Below are 24,198 nucleotides of genomic sequence, written 5' to 3' on the forward strand. Positions count from 1 at the left end.
GCGATGGACGCGAACCCCTCCCCCCTCTTCGACGCCGTCGTGGTCGGCGCCCGCGTCGGCGGAGCGACCCTCGCGACCCGGCTGGCCCGTGCCGGCTGGCGGGTGGCGCTCGTGGACCGCGCGACCTTCCCGAGCGACACCACCTCGACCCACGTGGTCTTCCCCGACGGCCTGACGCTCCTCGACGAGCTCGGCGCGCTCGACCGGCTGGCCGAGCGCCACGTCCTCGTCCCCGCGACCTACTCCTGGCGCGTGCTCGGCCACGAGGTCGCCGGCAGCTTCACCCCCGTGGGCGGCCACGACCGGTGCCTGTGCGTGCGACGGGTGACCCTCGACGCGGTGCTGGTCGAGCTCGCCGTCGAGGCCGGCGCCACCCTGCTCGCGGGGCGCAGCGTGACCGGGCTGCTCGGCGCCGGCACCCCCGAGGAGCCGGCTCGGGGCGTCGTCCTCGCCGACGGTCGGCAGCTGACCGCGCGCTGGGTCGTCGGCGCCGACGGGTACCGGTCGACCGTCGCCCGGCTCATCGGGCTCCCCCGGACCGAGGAGCGTCGCGGCGAGCTGGCGATGCTCGTCGGCTACTGGCGCGGGCTGCCGCCGTCCGACTGCGCCCGCTTCGACATGCACGAACGGGCCGGGCTGATGGCTGCACCCTGCGAGGACGGGCTGCACCTGCTCACGGTCGCCGGTCCGCCCGAGCTGGTGCGGGGCACCGCCGCCGAGGTCGAGGAGCGCTACCGCACCGCGCTCCAGGGGTTCCCCGCGGTCCTCAACCCCCGGCTGCTCGCCACCGCCGAGCTGGTCTCCCCAGTCGTCCGCGCGCCCGAGACCATGATGCGCGGCTTCTTCCGCCGAGCCGCCGGCCCCGGCTGGGCGCTCGTGGGAGACGCCGGCCACGTCAAGCACCCGACCACCGGGCAGGGCATCGGCGACGCGCTCGCGCAGGCCGAGCACGTCGCCGCGTCGCTGGTCGCGCACGGCTCCCTCGACGGCTACCAGGAGTGGCGCGACCGCCGGTCGCTCGAACCCTTCGAGTTCTCCTTCCGGTCGGCCCGGCTTCCCGGTCGCCGCCTCGCCCCGACGTACGCCGGGCTCGCGGCCGACCCCGTCGCGACCCAGCAGTTCCTCGACACCTTCACCCGGCGCACCCGCGTCCGCGACGTGCTCACCCCCGCCCGGAGCGCGCGGTGGCGGGCCGCCGCGGCCTACGAGGACGGCGTCCGCCGTGTGCTCGACCTGCTCGACTCCGCGGACCCGGCGGTGATGGGCAGCCGCGTCCCGGCGTGCCCGGAGTGGACCGTCCACGACCTGGTGGCCCACCTCGTCGGCGGGGCCGCGGACGCCCGCCGCGGCGCGTACTTCGCCGAGGCGCTGGACGCCCCGGACGACCCGGCCGCCGCGGCCCGGCGCGAGGAGTGGACCGCAGGCCACGTCGCCACGCGTCGGGCCCTGACCACCGACGCGCTGCTCGCCGAGCTCCAGCGCCACGGGGACGCCCTGGTCTGCGCGCTGCGCCGGGGCGACCCTGAGGCGTGCGACGTGCCGGAGTGGCTGGTCGGCGCGCCGGTCGCCGACCTGGCGGTGCACCTCGACGACCTCCGCGATGCCCTCGGCGCACCACCCGAGGACGCGCCGGTGACCCGGGCCGGCTTCGCCCTCTACCGCGCCTGGCTGGGAGCGCGGGTGGCCGGGCACGGCCTGGCGCCGCTGCGGCTCGTCGCCGGCGGGCGGGAGTGGCTCCTCGGCGGTGAGGGGGCTCCCGGCGCGACCCTGCACGGCGATCCGCAGCCGCTGTTCCGGGCGATCACCGGCCGGCGGACCCTCGAGGAGATCACGGCGATGAGGTGGACCGGCGACGGTGAGCCCTACCTCCGGGTGCTCTCGCCCTACCCTTTCGCGAGCGCGTGAGCCAGGTCGCCCCGGGGCTCGACGACCACCCGGTCGAGCCCGAGCCAGGAGGCCAGCTCGTCGAGGACCCCCGCGAGCCGCTCCGCGGTCTCGGGCGGCGCGTGCTCCTCCGCGTACGCCGCCTTGACCAGCAGCGTGGCCGAGGCGCGGTCGGCCTTGAGGTCGACCCGGCCGACGAGCCGGTCGCCGAGGAGGAACGGCAGCACGTAGTAGCCGTGCACCCGCTTCGGGGCCGGGACGTAGATCTCGATGCGGTAGCGGAACCCGAACATCGCCTCGGTCCGCGCCCGCTCCCACACGACCGGGTCGAACGGGCTGAGCAGCGTGCACGCCTCGACCCGGCGCGGCAGCGCCGCGTCTCGGTGGAGGTACGCCGGACGCCCCCACCCCTCGACCGTCACCGGCACCAGCTCGCCGTCCTCGACGAGGCTGTCGATCGCCGGGGTCGTGAGCTGGGGCGACATCCGGAAGTAGTCACGCAGCGACGCGGCCGTGGCGACGCCGTGCGACCGTGCGGCCCGGCGGACCAGCTCCCGGGCGGCCTCCTCGACGGTCGGCTCGGGCGCCTCGAGGTGCTCGCGCGGGACCACGCGCTCGGGCAGGTCGTAGAGCCGCTCGAACTGCTGGGTCCGGCCGGCGACCGCGACCTCGCCGGCGAGGAAGAGGTACTCCAAGGTCTGCTTCGTCGCCGACCAGTTCCACCCCCAGTCGGTGCGCGTCCGCGGCAGCCCGTCGTCGAGCGACCGGGCCGTGGAGGCGCCGCGCTCGGCGATCTCCGCCAGCAGCGAGTCCGCGAGCCGGCGGTTCGTCGGGAGCCCGACCCACTCGTGGCCCTCGTCGCGGTAGCGGCGCATCCGGTGGCGCATCACCGGCCACAGGTCGACCGGCATGAACGCGGCGACGTGCGCCCAGTACTCCACCATCCGCCGCGGGCGCTCCTCCGCGGCCCGGCGCAGCAGGTCGACGTCGTAGCTGCCGGTGCGTGACCACACCGGCATGTAGTGCGCCCGCTGGAGGACGTTGACGGAGTCGATCTGGAGCACCGAGGTGCGGCGCAGGGCACGGACCAGGGTGCGCATCGTCGGCACCGCGTGGCGCGGGTCGCGGAACCCCTGGGCCGCCAGCGCGATGCGACGGGCCTGAGCCCCGGAGAGCGAGCTCACGGGATGTCGAGCAGCTTCTCCCGCACGGCGTACATGACCGCCTCCATCCGGGAGTGCAGCTGCAGCTTCTCCAAGATGTTGCGCACGTGGTTCTTCACGGTGTTCTCGCTGATGAACAGCTGCTTGGCGATCTCGCGGTTGTTGAGCCCCTGCGCGACCAGCCGGAGCACCTCGAGCTCACGGTCGGTGAGCCGCGGGGTCGGGACGCTCGAGCGGTCGGTCCGCGACATCTGCTTGAACTCGTCGAGCAGCTTGATCGCCATCGAGGGGCTGATCAGCGACTGGCCGTCGGCGACGACCCGCACCGCCTGCGCGACCTCCTCGATCGAGGAGTCCTTGAGGAGGTAGCCGGACGCGCCGTTCTTCACCGCCTCGTAGAGGTCGGCCTCCTCGTCGCTGACGGTGAGCATGATGATCCGGGCGTTGGGGGCGGCGTCCTTGATCGCGGTGCACGCCTCGATCCCGGTCTGCCGCGGCATCCGGACGTCCATCAGCACGACGTCGGGCGCCATGTCGGTGGCCAACCGCACGGCCGACGCGCCGTCGGCCGCCTCCCCCACCACCTCGATGTCGGTCTCGACGTTGAGCAACATGGTCAGGCCGCGACGGAACAGCTCCTGGTCGTCCACGACCAGGACCCTGATTCCGGACTGCGCCGCACGGGGCGGGATCTGCGGGTTGGACACCCCGGAATCATGGCACGTTCGGGCTAGTCCGTTCAGGGCTTCGCACGACGTCGCGGTCACGCGTCCAGAATCGGGGACCCTGGTCCGCCCGACTCGGGCCCACCGGACCGAGTCACGCCACGTCGAGCGAGATCACCCCGTAGTCGTAGCCCTTGCGCCGGTAGACGACCGACGGGCGCTGGCTGTCCTTGTCGACGAACAGGAAGAAGTCGTGCCCGACCAGCTCCATCTCGTAGAGCGCCTGGTCGAGCGTCATCGGGGCCGCGCTGTGGGTCTTCTCGCGGACCACGAGCGGCCCCTCGCCCATCACGGTGATCGGGCCGACCTGGCGCTCGACGGCCTCCGGCTCCTCCGGCTCCTCGTCGGTGGCCACGTCGAGCCCCGCGAGCGCCTGGGCGACCGAGACCGGGGTGTGGCGGCCACGGTGGATCCGCTTGCGGTCGGCGGCGCGCCGCATCTGGGCGGCCATCCGGTCGAGCGCCTGGTCGAGCGCGGTGAGCTTGTCGGACGCGCGGGCCTCGGCGCGGATCACCGGGCCCCTGGAGATCGCGGTCAGCTGGACGGAGACGGCGTGGTCGGCGAGCTTGGGGTTCTTCTCGAGCTCGACCTCCACCTCGACGCGGATGATCCGGTGGTCGTGCTTCTCGAGCCGCAGCAGCTTCTCCTGCGCGTGCTCCCGGAACCGGTCCGTGACCTCGCAGTTGCGGCTCTTGACGACGACGTCCATCCGTACCTCCGTGGCTCGTTCCGACGTGCGGACATGGTGGCGGAGCCCGCCCGGCCGACCTGGTCTTCGACCCCACAACCGCCTGCTGAGGCTCTCGCAGCTTCTCCGCCACTACCCACCTTCTCGCCCGTGACACCGCATCTGGCGGTGCCGGGACGGCAGGACTTACTTCTAAGCCGCACCGTGATCGACGGCCCGCAGCCCCACAGGAGCGCGGGACGCGTCTTACGTGGACCGTTTCGCCTGCGACTGGCATCGGCTAACCGGGGGGACGCGACAGCGGACCAGGGGCCCGCGCCTCGTCCTCCGGCGCAACCACGGACCCGGACGGACTCCATGCACAGACGCTAGTCGGCCCGGCCCCGGTTAGGAAGTGAAGGGTGCGAAACGCACGAAAGGAACGGCCCGCCGGGGTGCCGGCGGGCCGTTCCGGAGGGGGTGTCAGCGGTTGACCGCGCTGCGGCCGAAGGCGAGCCCGGCGCAGGTCACGACCAGCCACAGGCCGCTGACCACGCCGGGGAACCCCGGGAGGCCGAACAGCCCGACCGTCAGGAACACGGGCAGCGTCGTCACGAGGCTGAACGCGCCGATCCACCGCGAGACGAGCCGCTCCTTGAGCGCCATCCAGGCCACCGCGAGGGCGGCGACGGTGAGCCCCAGGTAGCCGATGTAGGCGCCGAAGTCGTTGAGCACGTAGTAGACGTAGAGGCCGGCCCGGTCGAAGCCGCCCTCCTCCTGGCCGCCCGAGGAGTAGAGCCCGAGCGCGCCACGCCACCCGTACCCGAGGGAGAGGGCGCCGGCCGCGGCCGTCAGCCCGAGGGGTACGACGCGCGCCGCCGTGCTCTGCTCCGCCCGCGGCTCGACGTGGCGCCGCCAGGCCGCGGCCAGCACCAGGAGCAGCCCCACGACGACGTACCCCACGACGACGCTGGCGTGCGCCTTGCCCGAGCTGAGCTGGTCGACGACCTCACCGGTGTAGGGGTCGTCGAGGGACCAGTCGGTGGGGTGGATGTCGAGGACCAGCGTGGCGACGATCGCGCCGACGCCGGCGGCGACGCCGACCAGGGGCCAGCGACCTCGGCCGCGGCGGGTGGTGTCGGCCTGCGTGGCGGTGGGGGTGGGGATGGTGGTGGTCATGGTTGCTGCTCCTCGTTGAGGTCCGGAAGGTCGATCCGTCGTCGACGGGGCAGACGTTCCGGCGGGCGGTGTCCCGGGCACCAGGGACACCGGGACCGGTTGCCGGGGATTCCCGCTCCGGGACCGCGACGGGGCCCCCGCTGCGTGCCACGATGACCGCGTGACCAGCCGCGCCACCGCCACGGTGCCCCGCCTCGGTGACCGGCAGCTGCGGCTGGTGGCCACCGCCGCGGCGGCCGTCGCGGTCGCGCTCTTCGTCGTCTCGCTCGTGGTGCACCGCCACCTCCGCTCGGTCGCGGGCGAGGAGGCCGGGTCGTTCCCCTGGGCCGACTTCGCGCTCGGCGCGGTCTGGCCGGTGGCCGGCGCGGTCGTGGTGCTCGGCCGGCCGCGCAACCGGTGCGGGTGGCTGCTGGTCGCGGCCGGGTTCTCCGCCGTCTACGCCGCTCTGGGGCAGTACAGCCTCTGGAACCTGCTGGTCGCCCCGCTTCCCGGCGCGGCGTTCGCCGACTGGGTCTCGATGTTCGGGTTCGCGGTCTACGAGCTGGTGATCCCGTTGGTCGCGCTGCTCTTCCCGGACGGCCGGCTGCCGAGCCGGCGGTGGCGCCCCTTCGCCTGGTCGCTGGTCGTCGGCGCCGGGATGGTCGCGGTCGGGCGCGCGTTGGTGCCCGGGCCGAGCGATGTGAGCCGCCAGGTGCAGAACCCGCTCGGGGTCGAACAGCTGGAGCTCCTCAACTACGTGGTGATCGTGGGCGCCTACTGGTGCATCGGGATCGGCGTGCCGGTCGCGGTGTGGAGCCTGCTGCGCCGCACCCGCCGCGCGGTCGGCCGCGACCGTGCGCAGCTGCAGTGGCTGCTGCTCGGCGGCGTGGTGCTGGTCCTCGGGGTCGTCGCCACGATCACGCTGCGCACCGGCGGCGACCAGCTCTTCGCGCTCGGGCTGCTCGGGCCGCCCGTCGGCATCGCGGTGGCCGTGCTCCGCCACCGGCTCTTCGACGTCGAGCTCGTGCTCAGCCGCTCGATCGTGTGGACGCTCCTCCTGGCGCTGGTCGGCGGCGGCTGGGCCGCGCTCACCCTCCGGCTCGACCCCGCGCTCGCCGGCACCCGCAGCGGACTGGTCGTGGTCGGGCTCCTCGCCGTCCTCGCGCTCGCGGTCCGCTCGGGGCTCCAGGCGCTGGTCGACCGGTGGTGGTTCCCCCACCGGCAGGGGGTGCGGACCCTCGCGCCCCGTGTCGCACGCGCGGTCGCGTCGGCCACCGGGCCGCGCGAGGCGCTCGGCGAGCTGGTCGCGGCGCTGCGCACCGAGCTCCGCCTGCCGTACGCCGCGCTCCGCGGGCCGGTCACCGTGGAGCACGGGTCGCCGCCCGACCGGGTCGAGCAGCTCGACGCGACCGCGATGGGGCGGGACATGGGGGTGCTGGAGGTGGCGCCGCGCCGCCCGGGCGAGGGGTTCGGCCGCGAGGAGCGGCGGCTGCTCGAGGACGCCGCCGCCTACGCCGCGATGCTCGCCTACGCCGCGGTCCTCGTCACCGACGTCGAGCAGTCCCGCTCGCGGATCGTGCTCGCACGCGAGGAGGAGCGGCGCCGGCTCCGCAACGACCTGCACGACGGCGTCGGGCCGGGGCTGGCCGGGATCGCCCTCCAGCTCGACGCGCTCGCCGGCCGGCTGGAGCGGGCGGGCCAGCCCGAGGCATCGGTCCAGGCGCGCGGGATCCGCGACCGGGTGCGGGGAACGGTGGCCGAGGTCCGGGCGGTCTCCCACGGGCTCCGTCCGCCGGTGCTCGACCAGATCGGGCTGGCAGAGGCCCTCCGGCAACAGGTCGCCGGGCTGGCCGGCATCGAGGGGCGCACCGACCTCGACGACCTCTCCGGCATCCCCGCCGCCCTCGAGGTCGCGGTCCACGCGGTGGCGTCGGAGTCGCTGGCCAACGTGGTTCGGCACAGCGCGGCGTCGCGGGTGCGGCTCGAGGTCGAGCGCACCGCCGACGAGCTCGTCCTCCGGGTCGCCGACAACGGGCGCGGGATGCCGGCCCGCCCGCGCCCGGGCGTCGGGCTGACGAGCATGCGCCAGCGCGCCGCCGAGGTGGGCGGCCGGGTCGAGCACCGCCCGGTCGAGGGTGGCGGCACCGAGGTCACGCTGACCGTGCCACTGGATTCCCTCACCACCGCCCAGCCGGACGTCCCGCCCGCCCCCAAGGAGGTCTCCCCCGCATGACCCGTGTCCTGGTCGCCGACGACCACGCGCTGTTCCGCGCCGGCATGCTCGCGGTGCTGGCCGACCTCCCCGGGGTCGAGGTGGTCGGCGAGGCCGACAGCGGCGAGGCCGCCCTCGAGCAGGTGGCCCTGAGCCGCCCCGACGTCGTCCTGATGGACCTGCGGATGCCGGGGATGGGCGGGCTGGCGGCGACCGCCCGGATCACCGAGCGGCACCCGGAGACGCGGGTCGTCGTGCTCACCATGAGCGAGGACTCCGACTCGGTCTTCGCCGCGCTCCGCGCCGGGGCGCGGGGCTACCTGCTCAAGGAGTCCGACGCCGACGACGTCCGGCGGACGCTGGAGGCGGTCAGCCGCGGCGAGGCGGTGTTCGGCGCGCGGGTGGCCGAGCAGGTGGTGGGATTCTTCGCCGGCGGGGCGGTGGGTCCCGCGACGGCCCAGCCCTTCCCCGAGCTCACCGCCCGCGAGCGCGAGGTGCTGGAGCTGATGGCGCAGGGACTCGACAACGCCTCGATCGCGCGCCGGCTCTTCCTGTCGGAGAAGACCGTCCGCAACCGGGTCAGCGACGTCCTCGCGAAGCTGCGGGCCCGTACCCGGGCGGAGGCCGTCGCCCGGGCCCGTGACGCCGGGGTCGGGCAGGGCTGACTAGGGCGGCACCGCCCGGCGCCGGGTGGCCGCGACGAGGGCGATCCCGGTCACCGGCACGCCGCCGGCCTCGAGCGCCCGCTGCGCCTCGCGGACGGTCGCGCCGGTCGTGATCACGTCGTCGCAGAGCACCACGGGGCTCGCCGGCCCCTCCCGCCGGAGCCGGAACCGCCCCGCCAGGTTGGCCGCCCGGGCCGCCGCGTCGAGCCCGGCCTGGTCGTCGGGACGGCCGGTCACCCGCAGGAGCGGTGCGACGGTCGCCCGTACGCCGTGGCCGCGGAGCACGGCAGCGGCGGCCCGGGTCGTCCGCAGCAGCGGGTCGTGGCCGCGGGACCGGACGACCGACGGCAGCGACGGGACCGGGACCAGCACGAGCGGGCCGCGGCGCGGGAGGGCGAGCACCGAGGTCGCCAGCAGCCGCCCGAGCGGCGCGGCGAGCGCGAACCGGCCGTGCTCCTTGTGGGCGAGCACCAGCGCCTGCAGGAGGCCCGCGTACTCGCCCGTCGCGACCGGCAGCGCGAGCCCGGGCGGGGACGGCGTGGGCCAGGCCGGAGCAGCGGTGGTGGGGAGCAGCGCGCGGCACCGCCGGCAGAGCGCCCGCCCCGCACCGCCGCACCCGGTGCAGCGCGAGCCGAGGAACAGGTCGAGCGAGCCGTCCCACCACGTCATCCGGCGATCGTGGGTCACCCCTCGCCACGCGTGCCCCCTCGCGCGACCTGCTGTGGAGAGGGCTCAGCCGACGAAGGTGGGGGCGCGCAGCGGCACGGGCCCGGTGCCGAGGTCCCAGCGGCCGTCGTCGTCGAGGGTGTGCAGCACGCCCCGCGGGGCACCGACGACGAGGGCGAGCGGGCCGCCCGGCGAGCCCGCCAGCGTCAGCCCCTCGTCGAAGAGCACGTCGACCGACTCCTCCCCCGGGATCCGGCCGGTCGAGCCGTCGACGGAGACCAGGACCACCTCGCTGCTGGTGTCCGAGGGGCGGGTCAGCACCGCCACCGTGGTCGGGTCGCGCCAGGCGAGCCCGGTGGCTCCGACGAGCGGGCGTGCCGCCGGCAGGGCCACCGCCTGCGTGAGCCGCACCGGTCGCCCCTCCATGCGGACCACCCCGGACACCACGAGCTCGAGCCCGCGCAGCCCCGGTCTGCGGACGAGGGCGACCAGCCGGGTCCCGTCCCTCGACAGCGCCGCCTGCGCGACGTCCAGCCCGGCGAGCCCGGGCGCCGGGAGCCTCCGGACCCCGTTCTCGCCGACCACGACGACCCGCGCCCCGGTGGCGGTGCGGTCGACCAGCCAGAGCCGCTCGGTGCGGTCCCACATCGGTCGGAGCACGTCGGTGCCGTCGTACACCGTCGTGACGGGCTCCTCCTCGGTCGCCCGCGGGACGACGCGCACCACGCCGTCGTCGCCGACCAGCGCGAACCGCCGGCCGGTCATGTCCACGCCGACCGACCGCGGCTCGGTTCCGGGCGGCACCTGCGCCGCCCGCACCACGGTGTCGCCGGCGAGCTGGAGCACCACCCTCCGGCGCAGCCCGAAGAGGTCGGTGGAGGCCGAGGCGACCGTGGGCGAGAACTCCGTCCACTCGCCGACGTCGACCGGGTTGCCGCTGCCGGGCAGCTCGACCGCGGCGTCGTCGGCGGTGACCTCGACGCTGCGGACCTCCTCGACCTGGCGCAGGGTCCAGGCGAGCTGGGCGGTCGCGCGCTCCAGCTGCCCCTCGTCGAGCTCGGCGACCGAGCCGTCGAGCGGCACCGTGGCCGTGCCGTCCGTGCCGACCGGCACGCTCACCGAGAGCGTCGCGTCGCGCGGCAGGTAGCTGCGCTCGACCGCCCGTCGCCCCGACGACGGCCCGTCGAGCAGCCCGTTGACCAGCTCCGTCGGGGTCTGCGGCCCCCACGGGAGGTAGACCGGCGACGGCACCAGCACCGAGCCGCTGACGTCGAAGAAGTAGAGCGAGTAGCGCCGGTAGCGCGCCTCGAAGTGCGCCTGCGGGATCACCAGCGCGTCGGGGAGCCCGGCGATGCGCCACTCCTCGTCCTCCTGCACCAGCCGCAGCTGCAGGGTGCGCGTGCCCTGCCGCGAGCCGGTCCACCGGCCGGTGCCGTCGAGCGTGAAGGAGTTCTCCAGCCGGACCGCGACCCGCCCGCTGGTCGGCGAGGCGGGCGCGGTGGTCCGCTGGCCGTCGTAGACGATCGTCCGCCGGTCGGGCTGCCACTGGTCGGCGGTCTCCTCGGTGAGGTACTCACGCGCGACGCGGGTGCTGACCGGGTTGGCCTGGAGCGCCCGGAGGAATCCCGCGACGACCTCCTCGCGGGTCGCGGCGGGCGCGGGCCCGGGCGGGTTGAAGTCGTACGGCGCCGACGACGACCCCGCCTGCTCGGCTCCCCCGGCGCGCACCGGTCCCCGGTCGGGAACACCCGAGCAGCCGGCCACCAGCATCCCGACGGCCACCAGCGCCGCGAGTGCGGCGCGCGACGCACCGGGCCGGCTCACCGGACCGCCGCCCGTCCGGTGCGTGCGTCCCGCGGCACCAGCGGCAGGGCGCTGCGGGTGATCCGGTCGCCGGCCCGCCGCGGCAGCGTGAGCCGGAACTGCGACCCGCCGCCGGGGGTCCCCCACGCCTGGAGCCACCCGCCGTGCAGCCGGGCGTCCTCGAGCGCGATCGAGAGGCCGAGGCCGGTGCCGCCGGACGTGCGGACCCGGGAGGGGTCGGCGCGCCAGAACCGGTTGAAGACCCGGACCTCCTCGCCCGGGCGGAGCCCGACGCCGTAGTCGCGGACCGCGAGGGCGCTGCCCTCCTGGTTGGCGGCGATCAGCACCAGCACGTCGGAGGAGTCGGCGTAGTCGATCGCGTTGACCACCAGGTTGCGCACGATCCGCTCGATCCGGCGGGCGTCCGCCTCGACGACGGCCGGCGGCGCGTCGGGCTCGCTGAGCCGCCGCACCACCACCTGGGTGCGCCGGGCGCCGGCGAGCGGCTCCACCGAGCGCACCACCCGCTGGGCGAGCTCCTCGAGGTCGACGTCCTCGAGGTGGAGCACCGCCGCGCCGGCGTCGAAGCGGCTGATCTCCAGCAGGTCGGTGAGCAACAGCTCGAACCGGTCGAGCTCGTTCTGCAGCAGCTCCGCCGCGCGTGCGGTCACGGGATCGAACCGCTCCCGCGCGTCGTGCAGGACGTCCCCGGCCATCCGCACGGTGGTCAGCGGGGTGCGCAGCTCGTGGGAGACGTCGGAGACGAAGCGGCGCTGGGCGGCGGACATGTCCTCGAGCCGGCGGATCTGGCGCTGCAGGTTGGTGGCCATCTTGTTGAAGGAGACCGCGAGCCGCGCGATGTCGTCCTCGCCGCGCACCTGCATCCGCTCCTCGAGCCGCCCGGACGCCAGCCGCTCCGCCACCCGCCGGGCCAGGCGCACCGGGCTGACGATCTGCCGGGTCGCCAGCCACGACAGGGCCGCGACCAGCACGAGCAGCAGCACCCCGGAGGTCAGCACGGCGCGCTGCACCAGGCCGAGGGTCCGCTCCTCGTCGTCCATCGGGAACAGGTGGTAGAGCGCGTAGGTGCCGCCGTCGGCGGGGAGCACCACCCGCGACCCGACGACCACGCCGGGCACCGACTCCCGGCCGGTGTCCTCGTCGTAGCGGATCCGGGTGAAGGTCCACCAGCTGCCCGCGGCCGCGCCGTCGGCCGGCCCGGTCGGCTCCTCCTCGACGACCGCCTGCAGCCCTGCGGGGACGCTCCGGACGTCGAGCCCGGGGGTGAGGAACTCCCCGCCCGAGGTGTCGCCCGCGCCGTCGATCGGGCCGACCAGCACCACGTCGTACCCCCGGACCGCGCCGCGGGACACCACGTTCGCCACCAGCGAGGGCAGCTGCTCGCCGGCGTCGAAGTCCGTGGTCGCCGCGCTCAGGCTGCTCTGCACGTCGGCGCTGCTGCGGCCGGCCTCCGCGACCGCCGCGTCGACCCGGCTCTCCACCAGCCCGTCGGTGATCTGGCGGGTCAGCGTCCAGCCGACGAGGGTCACCACGAGTGCGGAGAGCACCACCGTGCCGATGACCACGCGGGCCTGGAGCGAGCGCCGCCACAGCCCGGTGGCGGCGCGGAAGGGGTCGACCGCCACGGCGTGCCGCCTAGCCGGCCTTGTAGCCCACGCCGCGGACGGTCACCACGATCTGGGGGTTCTCCGGGTCGTGCTCGATCTTCGACCGCAGCCGCTGCACGTGCACGTTGACCAGCCGGGTGTCGGCGGCGTGCCGGTAGCCCCAGACCTGCTCCAGCAGCACCTCGCGGGTGAAGACCTGCCACGGCTTGCGGGCCAGGCAGACCAACAGGTCGAACTCGAGGGGGGTCAGCGCGATCGGCGTGCCGCCGCGGGTGACCTGGTGGCCGGCGACGTCGATGTCGAGGTCGCCGATGTGCAGCAGCTCGGGGGCGACCTGCTCGTAGGTGCGCACCCGCGCCCGGATCCGGGCGACGAGCTCCTTGGGCTTGAACGGCTTCACGACGTAGTCGTCGGCGCCCGACTCGAGGCCGAGCACGACGTCGACGGTGTCGCTGCGCGCGGTCAGCATCACGATCGGCACGCCGGACTCGGCGCGGATCTCCTTGCAGACGTCGATGCCGTCCTTGCCCGGCAGCATCAGGTCGAGCAGCACCACGTCGGGGCGGAACTCGTGGAAGGCCTGGAGCGCCAGGTCGCCGGAGGCGCAGACCCGTGACTCGAACCCCTCGGTCCGCAGCACGATGGTCAGCATCTCCGCCAGGGCGGCGTCGTCGTCGACGACGAGGACGCGCCCCCGCCCCGCCGGGCTCACCTGCTCACCATGGGCCACCATGCGCCCAGTATGGTCCAGCAGCCACAGCCCGACGGGGAGGTCGGGACGCTCAGTAGCGGTAGTGCTCCGGCTTGTACGGCCCGTTGCGGTCGACGCCGAGGTACGCCGCCTGGTCCTCGGAGAGCTCGGTGAGCCTCACGCCGAGCGCGGCGAGGTGGAGCCGGGCGACCTCCTCGTCGAGGTGCTTGGGCAGCGTGTAGACGCCCACCGGGTAGTCCTCGGTGCGGGTGTACAGCTCGATCTGCGCGAGCACCTGGTTGGTGAACGAGTTCGACATCACGAACGACGGGTGGCCGGTCGCGTTGCCGAGGTTCATCAGCCGGCCCTCGGAGAGCACGATGATCGAGTTGCCGCTCGGGAACGTCCACAGGTCGACCTGCGGCTTGACGTTCTTGCGCACGACGCCGGGGTACGACTCGAGGCCGGCCATGTCGATCTCGTTGTCGAAGTGGCCGATGTTGCCGACGATCGCCTGGTGCTTCATCCGGCTCATCTGGTCGACGGTGACGACGTCCTTGTTGCCGGTCGCGGTGATGATGATGTCCGCGATCGGCAGGACCTCCTCGAGGGTGGAGACCTGGTAGCCGTCCATCGCCGCCTGCAGCGCGCAGATCGGGTCGATCTCGGTGACGATGACCCGGGCGCCCTGGCCGCGCAGCGACTCCGCGCACCCCTTGCCGACGTCGCCGTAGCCGCAGACGACCGCGACCTTGCCGCCGATGAGCACGTCGGTGGCGCGGTTGATGCCGTCGATCAGCGAGTGGCGGCAGCCGTACTTGTTGTCGAACTTGCTCTTGGTGACCGAGTCGTTGACGTTGATCGCCGGGCACAGCAGCGTGCCGGCGCGCATCATCTCGTAGAGCCGGTGGACACCGGTGGTGGTCTCCTCGGTGACGCCCTTGATCTCGTTGGCGACCGCGGTCCAGCGGTTGCCGTCCTCCTCGAGCGACCGGTTGAGCAGCTCGAAGATGACGCGCTGCTCGGTGCTCTCCGCGGTGGCCGGGTCGGGCGCCTTGCCCTCCTTCTCGCTCTTCACCCCGAGGTGGACGAGGAGCGTGGCGTCACCACCGTCGTCGAGGATCATGTTGGCGAACTTGCCGTCCGGCCAGAGCAGGATCTGCTCGGCGCACCACCAGTACTCCTCGAGCGTCTCGCCCTTCCACGCGAACACCGGCACGCCGGCCGGCGCGTCGACGGTGCCCTCGGGGCCGACGACGACCGCGGCCGCGGCGTGGTCCTGGGTCGAGAAGATGTTGCAGGAGGCCCAGCGCACCTCGGCGCCGAGCGCCACCAGGGTCTCGATCAGCACCGCGGTCTGCACCGTCATGTGCAGCGAGCCCGCGATCCGGGCGCCCGCGAGCGGCTTGCTGGTGCCGTAGCGCTCCCGCATCGCCATCAGGCCGGGCATCTCGTTCTCGGCCAGGGTGATCTCGGTGCGGCCGAAGTCGGCCAGCGACAGGTCGGCGACCTTGTAGTCCATGCGTTTCCTCACGTGAGCTGGATGTGTCAGCGGGCGCGTCTGCGCTCCTCCGGGGTCTCCCGCGCGTGACGGGGGCCAATCTACCCGTGCGCGCCGTGACCCCCACGTCGCGGCACGAGGTGGAGCACGGTGACCACCACCGCGCCGACGAGGACCCCCACGACCGCGGACGCGGCGGTGTTGGTCAGCCACCCCAGCACGCCGCCGACGCCGGAGACTGCGTGGTGCACCTCCTCCTCGAGGTGGTGCACGAGCTCGTAGGGGGCGTGCCAGCCGAGGTCGTCGGTGCCGACGAGCAGGATGTGGCCGCCGACCCAGAGCATCGCGGCGACGCCGACCACGGAGAGCACCTTGAGCAGGATCGGCATCCCCTTGACCAGCCCGCGGCCCACCTTCTGCGCTGCGGCGGAGGAGCGCTCGGCGAGGTGCAGCCCGACGTCGTCCATCTTCACGATCAGCCCGACCGCGCCGTACACGAGGATCGTGATTCCGATCGCGACCGCGACGAGGATCAGGGCCCGCGAGACGAACGGCTCGCTGCTGACCTCGTTGAGCGCGATCACCATGATCTCGGCCGACAGGATGAAGTCGGTGCGGACCGCACCGGACACCACGGTGTCCTCCGACGGCGGCTCGGCCTCGGTCGCCGGGGCGTGCGGGTTCTCCTCGCCCTTGTGCCGGTGCAGCGCCTCCCACAGCTTCTCGGCGCCCTCGAAGCAGAGGTACGTCGCGCCCAGCATCAGCAACGGGGTGATCAGCCAGTCGGCGAACTGGCTGAGGAGCAGGATCGCGGGGAGGATGAGGAACAGCTTGTTGCGCAGCGAGCCGAGGGCGATCCTCTTGATGATCGGCAGCTCGCGCTCGGCGGTCACGCCGTGGACGTACTGCGGGGTGACCGCGGTGTCGTCGACCACGACGCCGGCGGACTTGAGGCTCGCGCGCCCCGCGGCCGCGCCGATGTCGTCGACGGAGGCGGCCGCCAGCTTCGCGAGGGCGGCGACGTCGTCGAGGAGCCCGAACAGCCCGGCGCTCATGCGACCACCGCCCGCTGCAGGCCGAGCCCGAGGTACGTCGCCGCGTAGCGACCGTGGTTGAGCAGCGCGGCGTAGCAGGCGATCTCCGACGGCGCGGTGCACGAGATCGTCTCGACCCTCACCTGCCGCTCGTCGGCGGTGGCGCGGAGCCGGCCACGCTGCTCGCGGACCGTGGGGTCGTCGCTGCCGTCGTCGAGGACCACCAGCGCGGGGCGGAGCTCGGTCGGCTCGCCGTCGGCGTCGGCGAAGGGGTCGTCGAAGACGTCACGCAGCGTCGCGGAAGCGATCACCGGGAGGAGGTGCTCGGCGTCGCCGGCCAAGGAGGTGCGGCCGCTGGCCCGGCGTACGGACTCGGCGATGCGACGCGCCGCACGCGCCGCCAGCACCGAGCCGCCCCAGAAGAGCGGGGTGGCGTCGGCGAGCGCGATCGCGAGCATCTTCGCGGGGTTCACCGCGAGGTCGCGGTGCGGCGAGCAGGAGACCGCGACGTCGTCGAGCGCCTTGGCGACCTCGTCGGCGTCGGTGGCGGGACCGAGGTCGACCCGGGAGAGGTACTGCAGCACGACCACCGCGACCGCGAGCTGGTCGCGGGAGCTGGTCGGCAGGACGGTCGCGTGCCGCCCCACGGCGTGCTCGGCGACCAGCGAGCCGGCCGGACAGGCCGCGACGACCTGGCACCCCCGGCGGACCGCCTCGGCGACCGCGCTCGCGCTGCCCCGGTCGGAGCCCTCCGGCGACAGCACCACGACGAGGTCGAGGCTGCCGGCCCAGCCGGGGAGCCCGGCGTGCGGCCAGGCGACGAACGGCACCGGGCACGACGGCTCGAGGACCGCCCGCAGCAGCCGGGAGTCGGGGCCGGCGGCGACCACGGCGCGCGGCCGGTCGTCCTGCGCGGTCCGGACGGCCACGTCGATGGCGTCGGCGACCTCGGCCGCCTCGCGACGCACCCGCGCGCCCGCCTCGGCGAGCGGGCGGAGGGCCAGGTCACCACGGAGCAGCGCGTCCTGGTCGTCCAGGAGCGACTCGTCGAACCAGTCGGCCATCAGGTCAGCCCCGGTTGCCGCTGGGACCGCCGACCGCCTCGTCGACGAGCAGCACCGGCACCCCGTTGCGCACCGGGTAGCGCCGCTCGCAGGCGGTGCACACCAGCTCGCCGGTCGTACCCTCCCCCGGGTCGGCGAAGGTGCCCTTGCAGGCCGGGCAGCGCAGCAGCTCGAGGAGCCGCTCGTCGATGGTCATGCGTCGCTCCTGATGATCTCCAGCACCCTGTCCCGCAGGGCGCCCATGCTCCGGTCGTCGGCCGCCTCCGCGTTGAGCCGCAGCAGCGGCTCGGTGTTCGACGCGCGGACGTTGAACCACCAGTCGTCGTGGACCACGCTCAGCCCGTCGAGGTGGTCCACGGTCACTCCTGGCTGGCCGCCGAACTGCTCCTCGAGCCGGCGCAGCACCGCGGCCTGGTCGGCGACGGTGGAGTTGATCTCGCCGCTCGCCGAGAAGCGGGAGTACTCCTCCAGCAACCCGCTGAGCGGCCGCTCCTGCTCGGCGAGCGCCGCCAGGGTGTGCAGCGCGGCGAGCATCCCGGAGTCGGCGCGCCAGAAGTCGCGGAAGTAGAAGTGGCCGGAGTGCTCGCCGCCGAACACCGCGTCGGTCTCCGCCATCGTCGCCTTGATGTAGGAGTGTCCGACCCGGGTCCGGACCGGCCGGCCCCCGCGCTCGACGACGATCTCGGGCACCGCCCGGCTGGTGATCAGGTTGTGGATCACCGTCGCCCCGGGCTCCTTCGCGAGCTCGCGGGAGGCGATGAGCGCGGTCAGCACGCTGGGGCTCACCAGCTCGCCGCGCTCGTCGACCAGGAAGCAGCGGTCGGCGTCGCCGTCGAAGGCGAGCCCCACGTCGGCGCCGTGCTCGCGGACCGCCGCCTGCAGGTCGCGGAGGTTCTCGGGCTCGATGGGGTTGGCCTCGTGGTTCGGGAAGGTGCCGTCGAGCTCGTAGTAGAGCGCGACCACGTCGAGGTCGAGCGGGCCGAGCACGGCGGGGGCGGTGTGCCCGGCCATCCCGTTGCCGGCGTCGACGACCACCTTCAGGCGCCGGCCGCGGACCGGCGCCAGGTCGCGGAGGTAGGCCGCGTAGTCCTCCAGCACGTCCTGGGACGAGACCGTCCCGGGGCGCTCGGCGGTCCGCAGCTCGCCCTTCGCGACCAGCGCCTTGACGTCCTGCAGCCCGGTGTCGGTGCCGACCGGGGCGGCATGGGCGCGGCAGAGCTTGATGCCGTTGTACTGAGCCGGGTTGTGGCTCGCGGTGAACATCGCGCCGGGGACGCCGAGGTGGCCGGAGGCGAAGTAGAGCTGGTCGGTGGAGGCGAGCCCGATCATGGTGACGTCGGCCCCCGCCTGCGCGGCGCCCTCGGCGAAGGCGGCCGCCATCGACGGGCTGGAGGGGCGCATGTCGTGGCCGACGACCACGCGCTCCGCGCCGAGCACCTGGACGAACGCGTTGCCGACGGCACGGGCGAGCTCGTCGTCGAGCTGGTCGGGCACGGTCCCACGGACGTCGTAGGCCTTGAAGATCGTGTCGAGGTTGTCGGACCCCGTGGTCGCCGGCATGGGCGGAAATCTACTCCGTGCCGCGAAGCACCCTCAGGTGGCCGCGACGCCCGGTCTCGCGGGGCTGCACCGGCTCCTGCCGGGCCGCTTCCCGGACGGCGTCGGCGAGCGCGAGCAGGTCGTCGCTGCTCGGTCCGAGCGAGTCGGGGTCCGGCGCGAGCCGGAGGACCTCCCAGCCGCGGGGGGCCGAGAGCCGCTCCGAGTGCTCGTCGCACAGGTCGTAGGCATGGGGCTCGGCGTAGGTCGCGAGCGGACCGAGGACGGCGGTCTGGTCGCCGTACACGTAGGTCAACGTGGCGACCGCGGGCCGCCGGCAGGCGGTGCGGGAGCAGCGGCGGACGGGACTCACGGGGTGACCGTACCGCTCGACAGGGGGCGTCGCGGCTAGGCTCGCCACATGGTCGACAGTCCGCCCCGCTCCGGCCGGCGCCGCGACCGGCGAGGACGTGGCGCACGCGGCGGAGCAGTGCTCCCCGGGCCGCTGACGCCGCGCGGGGTGCCACGCAGCCGGACGCCGCGGGAGCGGTTCGACGGGTTCGTGCTGGAGGCGGTCACCGCCCTCGAGGAGCGGTGGTCCGAGGAGCTCGGGGCGGTCGAGTTCGCGGTGGAGGAGACGCCGGTGCTGCCCGACGACTGGGCGGCCTCCACGGTCCCGCTCGCCTCGCTCGTCGAGGGGTCGCGAGGGGCCGCGCGGCGGTTGGTGCTCTACCGGCGGCCGATCGAGCTGCGCGCCGACGGACCGGCCGAGCTCGGCGCGCTCGTCTACACGGTGCTCGTCGAGCAGGTGGCCGAGCTGCTGGGGCGCACCCCGGAGGAGATCGACCCCCGCTACGAGCCCGAGTGACCGGCTAGACGGCCCGCTTCTTCAGCTTGCGCCGCTCGCGCTCGGACATGCCGCCCCAGATCCCGAAGCGCTCGTCGTTCTGCAAGGCGTACTCGAGGCACTCGTCGCGCACCTCGCACGTCAGGCAGACCCGCTTCGCCTCCCGGGTGGAACCACCCTTCTCGGGGAAGAACGCCTCGGGGTCGGTCTGCGCACAGAGCGCACGCTCCTGCCACCCGAGCTCTTCGACTTCTCCGTCCAGCACGAACAGTTCACGCATGGTCCTCGCCCTTTCGACCCGTGAGACCCTGACGGATCCCCATCAACTGCGGTGGTGCATCCTCGGTGGAACCCGCGGTGCGGGCTGACGGTCCGTCGCAAGGAGCTCGGGGAAGCGAGAGGGCCGACGCTGCAAACCTTGACACCGGGGAGTACTGCGATGACTTGCGCCCTTCGTCCTTCTCGCACCTTTCCCGAGTTGTGTGCGGTCCGAGACGAATGACACTGCTGGAATTACATGCCTGTCGCAGCCGGGAAGTCAAGCCCTGGTCTGCTATATCCACGCCCGATCCCCGCCCGATCCCCCGCCCGAGTCCCCTTGGAGAGGCTGCTATGACCATCCCGGCTCCCCACGGCCCCGCCGCCGACGGCGTGCGCAGGATCACGGTGCTCTCCGGCGGCTACGGCGGCGCGAAGTTCGTCCAGGGGCTGCTGGCCCTGGTCCGCGAGCGCCCCGAGCCGGTCGAGGTGACGGTGGTGGCGAACACCGCCGACGACCTCTGGCTGCACGGGTTGAAGGTCTGTCCGGACCTCGACACGGTGATGTACACCCTCGGCGGCGGCCTCGACACCGACCGCGGCTGGGGGCGGCGCGAGGAGACCTGGAGCGTCAAGCAGGAGCTCGAGGCGTACGGCGTGGAGCCCACCTGGTTCGGGCTGGGAGACCGTGACGTGGCCACCCACCTGGTCCGCACCGAGATGCTCGAGGCGGGCTACCCGCTCTCCGCGGTCACCGAGGCGCTCTGCCGGCGGTGGCAGCCCGGCGTGCGGCTGCTGCCGATGACCGACGACCGGGTCGAGACCCACATCGTCGTCGACGACCCCGACCAGCCCTCGGGGCAGCGTGCGGTCCACTTCCAGGAGTACTGGGTGCGGCTGCGGGCCGAGGTCCCCGCCCGTGCGGTGGTGGTGGTCGGGCTCGACAAGGCGACGCCCGGCCCGGGTGTGGTGGACGCGCTGCTCGACGCCGACGTCGTCCTGGTGCCCCCGTCCAACCCGGTCGTCTCGGTCGGCACCGTCCTCGGGGTGCCCGGCGTGAGGGACGCGCTGCGCGAGACCGGCGCGCCCGTGGTGGGGCTCTCCCCGATCATCGGCGGCCACCACCTGCGCGGGATGGCCGAGCAGCTCCTCACCGCGCTCGACGTGGAGGTGTCGGCGGCCGGCGTCGCCGAGCACTACGGCGCGCGGACCGCCGGCGGGGTCCTCGACGGCTGGCTGGTCGACAGCACCGACGCGGACGCGGTCGACCGGCTGCGGGGCGCCGGCATCCGGTGTGAGGCGGTCCCGCTGCTGATGACCGACGTGCGGGCCACTGCCGCGATGGCGGAGGCGGCGCTCGGGCTGGCGGCCCGGTGAGCGGCTTCGAGGTCCTGCCCGTCACCGGCGTCGGCGAGGTGGGCCCGGACGCCGACCTGGCCCGGATCCTCCTCGACCATGCCGAGCTGCGCGACGGCGACGTGCTCGTGGTGACGAGCAAGGTGGTCGCCAAGGCCGAGGGACAGACCGTCCGGGGCGAGCGCGAGGAGCTGCTCGCCTCCGAGACCGACCGGGTGGTGGCCCGGCGCGGTCCGACCACCATCGTGCGCACCCACCACGGCCTCGTCATGGCCGCCGCCGGCATCGACGCCTCCAACACCGCCCCCGGCACCGTGGTGCTCCTCCCCCGCGACCCCGACGGGTCCGCCCGGGCCCTGCGCGACCGGCTCGCCGAGCTCGGCGGGGTCTGGGTCGCGGTGGTGGTCAGCGACACCAGCGGCCGGGCCTGGCGCCACGGCCAGACCGACATCGCCGTCGGCGCCGCGGGGCTCGTGGTCCTCGACGACCACGCCGGCCGCACCGACCCCTACGGCAACCCGCTCGTGGTCACCGCCCCCGCCCTCGCCGACGAGCTGGCCGGCGCCGCCGACCTGGCCACCGGGAAGACCTCCGGCTCGCCCGCCGCGGTCGTGCGCGGCCTGGCGCACCTCGTGCTGCCGGCCGACGACCACGGCGCGGGTGCCTCGGCCCTGGTCCGCGAGGAGGAGGCCGACCTCTTCGGCTACGGGGCTCGCGAGGCGGTCCTCCGCGCGCTGGACGCCGACCCCTCGGCGGCGAGGGGGTTCGGTGCGCCGGCCACCCCCGAGGAGCTGGTCGCCGCGCTCGCCGCGGCGCTCGGTCACGGCCCCGTCGTACGACGTGAGGGCGAGGGGGTCGTCGTCACCCTCCCCGGGGCCGACCCTCGGGCGCTGGGGCGGCTCGAGGAGCGGTCGCACGTCGTCGCACGGGCCCACCGGTGGCGTCCCGCGGACGGCACCGCCACGTCCGGGGAGGACCGCGTCCTCCGGTTCGCCCACCTCCTTTCGTAGACTCCGCCCCGTGGCCAAGCCCAAGAAGGACGACCGCCGAGCCGTCGTCGAGCAGATGCGCCGGGAGCAGCAGCGCAAGGAGCGACGGCAGGGGTTCCTGATCGTCGGGTCCGCCGTCCTGGTGGGAGCGGTGATCCTCGGGTTCGCCGGCTGGCAGATCTGGAAGGCCGGCGAGGACGGCGGCAGCTCGAACCTCGCCTCCCTCGGGGTCGCCGCGGGCGAGGCCGGGTGCCAGGACGTCAAGGTGGAGGACGCCGTCGAGGGTGCCTCGGACCACCGTGACGAGGGCGAGAAGATCCTCTACGACGCGGCGCCGCCGGCGGCCGGACCGCACTGGGGGCAGTTCCTGCTGACCAACCAGATCCGGCCGTTCTGGACCACCGACGACCGGCCGCCGGTCGAGCGGCTGGTGCACAGCCTCGAGCACGGCCACACGATCCTCTGGTACGACGAGACGATCGCCGAGGACTACGAGGCGCTCGAGCAGGTCGAGGACGTGGCCGAGGCCGCGGCGAAGAACGAGGACGCCGAGGGCAAGTTCATGGCCGCCCCGTGGACCGGCGACGACGGCGAGGCGTTCCCCGAGGGCACCCACCTGGCCCTCACCCACTGGTCCGTCGGCGGCGACGGCGACCCGTCCGGCGACCAGCAGGGCGTCTGGCAGTACTGCGAGCAGGTCAGCGGCGAGGTCGTGGAGGACTTCGTCGCGGAGTACCCGCGGAGCGACGCCCCGGAGCCGAACGCCCCGTGATCCATGGGTGAGGCCCTGGCCCTCCTGGGGGTCTCGGTGGCCTCGGCGCTGATCCCGGTCATCAACCTGGAGGTCTACCTCATCGGGCTGTCGGCGCTCGCCGACGACGACCGGCTGTGGTACCTCGCCGCGGTCGGCGGGCTGGGCCAGCTCCTCGGCAAGATCGTCTGGTACTACCTCGGCGCCAACGCGCTGCGCTGGGGGTGGGTGCGCAAGAAGATGGAGAACCCGAAGGCGCAGGCGAAGCTCGAGCTCTGGCAGCGCCGCACGCAGGAGCGCCCGCTGCTGGGCGCGGGGCTCCTGGTCGTCTCGGGGTTCTCGGGGTTCCCGCCCTTCGCCGTGGTGGCGGTGCTCGCCGGGCAGCTGAGGATGAACCTCGTGGTGTTCGTCGTCGGCACGATGGTCTCGCGCACGCTGCGCTTCGCGGTCTTCCTGTACGCCGGCAAGGAGGCGTTCGACCTCCTGCCGGGGCTGGGGTTCTGACGGGGCCGGCGGGTCAGCCCGGGAGCCACTCCACGCCGCACTCGACGCGGGTCCCGCCCTCCGGCTTGCCCTCCTCGGGGACCACCGCCTCGTCCCCGAGCGCCACCTCGCGCAGGACCGCGCGGTCGCCGACGACGGCGCCGGGGCCGAGCACCGAGTCCTCCACGACCGCGCCGGCACCGACCCGGGCGCCGGGCATCAGCACCGAGCCGCGGACCGCCGCGCCCTCCCCGACGAACGCACCGGCCAGCACGGACGAGCCGAGCCCGACCGCGCCCTGCACCTCCGCGTCCGGCGCGACCAGCACGCCGTCGGCGGGCGGCGTGACCGCCGGCGTCGGGGCCACGCCGGTGACGACGTCGCGGGACGCCTCGACGAGCGCCTGCGGGTTGCCCACGTCGCGCCAGTACGCCGACTCGACGTGGCCCACGACGAGGGCGCCGGAGGCGACCAGCTCGGGGAACGTCTCGCGCTCGACCGAGACCACCCGGCCGGCCGGGATGCGGTCGACGACCCGGCGGCGGAAGACGTAGCAGCCGGCGTTGACCTGGTTGGTCACCGGCTCGTCCGACTTCTCGACGAAGGCGAGCACCCGTCCTTCGGGGTCGGTGGGGACGCACCCGAAGGCGCGTGCGTCCGGGACCTCCACGAGGTGCAGCGAGACGTCGACCACCCGGCCGTCGCGCGGCCGCTCGAAGTCGGCGAGCTGTGCGGCGAGGTCGTGGCCGGAGAGCACGTCGCCGTTGAGGACGACCACTGCCCCCTCGGGGTCGTCGCCGAGCGCGCCGGCGACGTTGCGGATCGCCCCTGCGGTGCCGAGCGGCTCGCCCTCGGTGACGTAGGTCAGCCGCACACCGAACCTCTCCCCGCGGCCGAGCACCGGCTCGAAGAGCTCCGCGTGGTAGGAGGTGGCGAGCACGACGTGCTCGACGCCGGCGGCGGCCAGCTTGGTGATCTGGTGCTCGAGGAAGGGCACTCCCCCGACCTCGAGCAGGTGCTTGGGACGACGCTCCGTGAGCGGGAGCATGCGGGTGCCGAATCCCCCGGCGACGATGACTGCCTCCACCGCGCCATCCTCGCACCCGGCACCTAGGGT

24 protein-coding genes are annotated in these 24,198 nt (G+C 74.2%); 8 read left to right on the forward strand and 16 right to left on the reverse strand.

Features of this window, described 5'->3' with window-relative positions:
* Window positions 1-3: 3 nt before the first annotated feature.
* The gene (locus FIP57_RS00800) at window positions 4-1,905 is read left to right on the forward strand and encodes an FAD-dependent monooxygenase (protein ID WP_148570960.1); all 1,902 of its coding nucleotides are present in this window, start codon (window positions 4-6) and stop codon (window positions 1,903-1,905) included.
* Here FIP57_RS00800 and FIP57_RS00805 read toward each other — a convergent pair.
* The 4 genes from FIP57_RS00805 to FIP57_RS00820 all read right to left on the reverse strand — a co-directional run bounded on the left by FIP57_RS00805 (window position 1,884) and on the right by FIP57_RS00820 (window position 5,618).
* The gene (locus FIP57_RS00805; RefSeq protein ID WP_203230975.1) at window positions 1,884-3,068 is read right to left on the reverse strand and encodes a winged helix-turn-helix domain-containing protein; all 1,185 of its coding nucleotides are present in this window, start codon (window positions 3,066-3,068) and stop codon (window positions 1,884-1,886) included. The genes FIP57_RS00800 and FIP57_RS00805 overlap by 22 nt on opposite strands.
* Window positions 3,065-3,754 (reverse strand): response regulator, encoded by a 690-nt coding sequence (locus FIP57_RS00810; protein WP_275266122.1) that lies wholly within the window; start codon window positions 3,752-3,754, stop codon window positions 3,065-3,067. The genes FIP57_RS00805 and FIP57_RS00810 overlap by 4 nt, the downstream gene beginning before the upstream one ends.
* 112 nt (window positions 3,755-3,866) lie before the next feature.
* Window positions 3,867-4,481, reverse strand: coding sequence for a ribosome hibernation-promoting factor, HPF/YfiA family (gene hpf, locus FIP57_RS00815; RefSeq protein ID WP_148570964.1), 615 nt, complete (start codon window positions 4,479-4,481; stop codon window positions 3,867-3,869).
* 441 nt (window positions 4,482-4,922) lie between these two features.
* Window positions 4,923-5,618 (reverse strand): hypothetical protein, encoded by a 696-nt coding sequence (locus tag FIP57_RS00820; protein ID WP_148570966.1) that lies wholly within the window; start codon window positions 5,616-5,618, stop codon window positions 4,923-4,925.
* Window positions 5,619-5,778: 160 nt separating this feature from the next.
* Here FIP57_RS00820 and FIP57_RS00825 point away from each other — a divergent pair, with 160 nt between their 5' ends.
* Complete coding sequence (locus FIP57_RS00825) at window positions 5,779-7,830, forward strand: sensor histidine kinase (protein ID WP_148570968.1); 2,052 nt, start codon at window positions 5,779-5,781, stop codon at window positions 7,828-7,830.
* Window positions 7,827-8,474 (forward strand): response regulator, encoded by a 648-nt coding sequence (locus FIP57_RS00830; protein WP_148570970.1) that lies wholly within the window; start codon window positions 7,827-7,829, stop codon window positions 8,472-8,474. Before FIP57_RS00825 ends, FIP57_RS00830 begins: the two co-directional genes overlap by 4 nt.
* On the opposite strand, the gene FIP57_RS00835 is transcribed toward FIP57_RS00830, so the two are convergent.
* From FIP57_RS00835 to FIP57_RS00880, 10 genes are all read right to left on the reverse strand, one after another.
* Complete coding sequence (locus FIP57_RS00835; protein WP_148570972.1) at window positions 8,475-9,143, reverse strand: ComF family protein; 669 nt, start codon at window positions 9,141-9,143, stop codon at window positions 8,475-8,477.
* A gap of 63 nt (window positions 9,144-9,206) precedes the next feature.
* A complete protein-coding gene (locus FIP57_RS00840; protein WP_148570974.1) occupies window positions 9,207-10,964 on the reverse strand; it encodes an LpqB family beta-propeller domain-containing protein in 1,758 nt (585 codons plus the stop codon).
* A complete protein-coding gene (gene mtrB / locus FIP57_RS00845; RefSeq protein ID WP_148570976.1) occupies window positions 10,961-12,589 on the reverse strand; it encodes an MtrAB system histidine kinase MtrB in 1,629 nt (542 codons plus the stop codon). The genes FIP57_RS00840 and mtrB overlap by 4 nt, the downstream gene beginning before the upstream one ends.
* Before the next feature lie 10 nt (window positions 12,590-12,599).
* A complete protein-coding gene (gene mtrA, locus FIP57_RS00850) occupies window positions 12,600-13,304 on the reverse strand; it encodes an MtrAB system response regulator MtrA (protein ID WP_148570979.1) in 705 nt (234 codons plus the stop codon).
* 49 nt (window positions 13,305-13,353) lie between these two features.
* Entirely contained in the window at window positions 13,354-14,784 is a 1,431-nt protein-coding gene (gene ahcY / locus FIP57_RS00855; RefSeq protein WP_148570981.1) for an adenosylhomocysteinase, read from the reverse strand.
* A gap of 80 nt (window positions 14,785-14,864) precedes the next feature.
* Entirely contained in the window at window positions 14,865-15,818 is a 954-nt protein-coding gene (locus FIP57_RS00860; RefSeq protein ID WP_148570983.1) for a DUF808 domain-containing protein, read from the reverse strand.
* Window positions 15,815-16,861: an SIS domain-containing protein gene (locus FIP57_RS00865; protein WP_148570984.1), complete on the reverse strand. Its 1,047-nt coding sequence runs from the start codon at window positions 16,859-16,861 to the stop codon at window positions 15,815-15,817. The genes FIP57_RS00860 and FIP57_RS00865 overlap by 4 nt, the downstream gene beginning before the upstream one ends.
* 4 nt (window positions 16,862-16,865) lie before the next feature.
* Complete coding sequence (locus tag FIP57_RS00870; RefSeq protein ID WP_148570985.1) at window positions 16,866-17,057, reverse strand: Trm112 family protein; 192 nt, start codon at window positions 17,055-17,057, stop codon at window positions 16,866-16,868.
* Window positions 17,054-18,421: a phosphomannomutase/phosphoglucomutase gene (locus tag FIP57_RS00875; RefSeq protein ID WP_148570987.1), complete on the reverse strand. Its 1,368-nt coding sequence runs from the start codon at window positions 18,419-18,421 to the stop codon at window positions 17,054-17,056. The genes FIP57_RS00870 and FIP57_RS00875 overlap by 4 nt, the downstream gene beginning before the upstream one ends.
* Before the next feature lie 10 nt (window positions 18,422-18,431).
* A complete protein-coding gene (locus tag FIP57_RS00880; RefSeq protein WP_148570989.1) occupies window positions 18,432-18,770 on the reverse strand; it encodes a DUF3499 domain-containing protein in 339 nt (112 codons plus the stop codon).
* A 48-nt stretch (window positions 18,771-18,818) separates the two neighbouring features.
* Here FIP57_RS00880 and FIP57_RS00885 point away from each other — a divergent pair, with 48 nt between their 5' ends.
* Window positions 18,819-19,265: a metallopeptidase family protein gene (locus FIP57_RS00885; RefSeq protein ID WP_148570991.1), complete on the forward strand. Its 447-nt coding sequence runs from the start codon at window positions 18,819-18,821 to the stop codon at window positions 19,263-19,265.
* Window positions 19,266-19,269: 4 nt separating this feature from the next.
* Here the strand turns inward: FIP57_RS00885 and FIP57_RS00890 are convergent, their stop codons facing one another.
* Window positions 19,270-19,524 (reverse strand): WhiB family transcriptional regulator, encoded by a 255-nt coding sequence (locus FIP57_RS00890; protein ID WP_148570992.1) that lies wholly within the window; start codon window positions 19,522-19,524, stop codon window positions 19,270-19,272.
* A gap of 332 nt (window positions 19,525-19,856) precedes the next feature.
* On the opposite strand from FIP57_RS00890, the gene cofD reads away from it, so the two are divergent.
* From cofD to FIP57_RS00910, 4 genes are read left to right on the forward strand one after another with little or no spacing between them, the layout of a single operon-like run.
* Window positions 19,857-20,879, forward strand: coding sequence for a 2-phospho-L-lactate transferase (cofD, locus tag FIP57_RS00895; RefSeq protein WP_148570994.1), 1,023 nt, complete (start codon window positions 19,857-19,859; stop codon window positions 20,877-20,879).
* Window positions 20,876-21,868, forward strand: a complete 993-nt coding sequence (gene cofE, locus FIP57_RS00900) for a coenzyme F420-0:L-glutamate ligase (RefSeq protein WP_148570997.1) — start codon at window positions 20,876-20,878, stop codon at window positions 21,866-21,868. The genes cofD and cofE overlap by 4 nt, the downstream gene beginning before the upstream one ends.
* 10 nt (window positions 21,869-21,878) lie before the next feature.
* Window positions 21,879-22,619: a DUF3105 domain-containing protein gene (locus tag FIP57_RS00905; RefSeq protein ID WP_148570999.1), complete on the forward strand. Its 741-nt coding sequence runs from the start codon at window positions 21,879-21,881 to the stop codon at window positions 22,617-22,619.
* Window positions 22,620-22,622: 3 nt separating this feature from the next.
* On the forward strand, window positions 22,623-23,102 hold the full coding sequence (locus FIP57_RS00910; protein WP_148571001.1) for a YqaA family protein: 480 nt from the start codon (window positions 22,623-22,625) through the stop codon (window positions 23,100-23,102).
* Window positions 23,103-23,115: 13 nt separating this feature from the next.
* Here FIP57_RS00910 and FIP57_RS00915 read toward each other — a convergent pair whose 3' ends face one another.
* The gene (locus FIP57_RS00915) at window positions 23,116-24,168 is read right to left on the reverse strand and encodes a nucleotidyltransferase family protein (RefSeq protein ID WP_148571004.1); all 1,053 of its coding nucleotides are present in this window, start codon (window positions 24,166-24,168) and stop codon (window positions 23,116-23,118) included.
* Window positions 24,169-24,198 lie beyond the last annotated feature (30 nt).

Origin of the sequence: Nocardioides caldifontis (genome assembly GCF_008087345.1) — a bacterium.
In the GTDB taxonomy this organism is placed as follows: Bacteria; Actinomycetota; Actinomycetes; order Propionibacteriales; family Nocardioidaceae; genus Marmoricola_A; species Marmoricola_A caldifontis.

Coding starts and splice junctions, on each gene's coding strand:
- FIP57_RS00890 (WP_148570992.1), bottom strand. CDS start 19,524: ATGCGTGAACTGTTCGTGCTGGACGGAGAAGTCGAAGAGCTCGGGTGG.
- FIP57_RS00860 (WP_148570983.1), bottom strand. CDS start 15,818: ATGAGCGCCGGGCTGTTCGGGCTCCTCGACGACGTCGCCGCCCTCGCG.
- FIP57_RS00800 (WP_148570960.1), top strand. CDS start 4: ATGGACGCGAACCCCTCCCCCCTCTTCGACGCCGTCGTGGTCGGCGCC.
- mtrA (WP_148570979.1), bottom strand. CDS start 13,304: ATGGTGGCCCATGGTGAGCAGGTGAGCCCGGCGGGGCGGGGGCGCGTC.
- FIP57_RS00820 (WP_148570966.1), bottom strand. CDS start 5,618: ATGACCACCACCATCCCCACCCCCACCGCCACGCAGGCCGACACCACC.
- FIP57_RS00885 (WP_148570991.1), top strand. CDS start 18,819: ATGGTCGACAGTCCGCCCCGCTCCGGCCGGCGCCGCGACCGGCGAGGA.
- hpf (WP_148570964.1), bottom strand. CDS start 4,481: ATGGACGTCGTCGTCAAGAGCCGCAACTGCGAGGTCACGGACCGGTTC.
- FIP57_RS00835 (WP_148570972.1), bottom strand. CDS start 9,143: ATGACGTGGTGGGACGGCTCGCTCGACCTGTTCCTCGGCTCGCGCTGC.
- FIP57_RS00875 (WP_148570987.1), bottom strand. CDS start 18,421: ATGCCGGCGACCACGGGGTCCGACAACCTCGACACGATCTTCAAGGCC.
- ahcY (WP_148570981.1), bottom strand. CDS start 14,784: ATGGACTACAAGGTCGCCGACCTGTCGCTGGCCGACTTCGGCCGCACC.
- cofD (WP_148570994.1), top strand. CDS start 19,857: ATGACCATCCCGGCTCCCCACGGCCCCGCCGCCGACGGCGTGCGCAGG.
- FIP57_RS00830 (WP_148570970.1), top strand. CDS start 7,827: ATGACCCGTGTCCTGGTCGCCGACGACCACGCGCTGTTCCGCGCCGGC.
- FIP57_RS00870 (WP_148570985.1), bottom strand. CDS start 17,057: ATGACCATCGACGAGCGGCTCCTCGAGCTGCTGCGCTGCCCGGCCTGC.
- FIP57_RS00865 (WP_148570984.1), bottom strand. CDS start 16,861: ATGGCCGACTGGTTCGACGAGTCGCTCCTGGACGACCAGGACGCGCTG.
- FIP57_RS00910 (WP_148571001.1), top strand. CDS start 22,623: ATGGGTGAGGCCCTGGCCCTCCTGGGGGTCTCGGTGGCCTCGGCGCTG.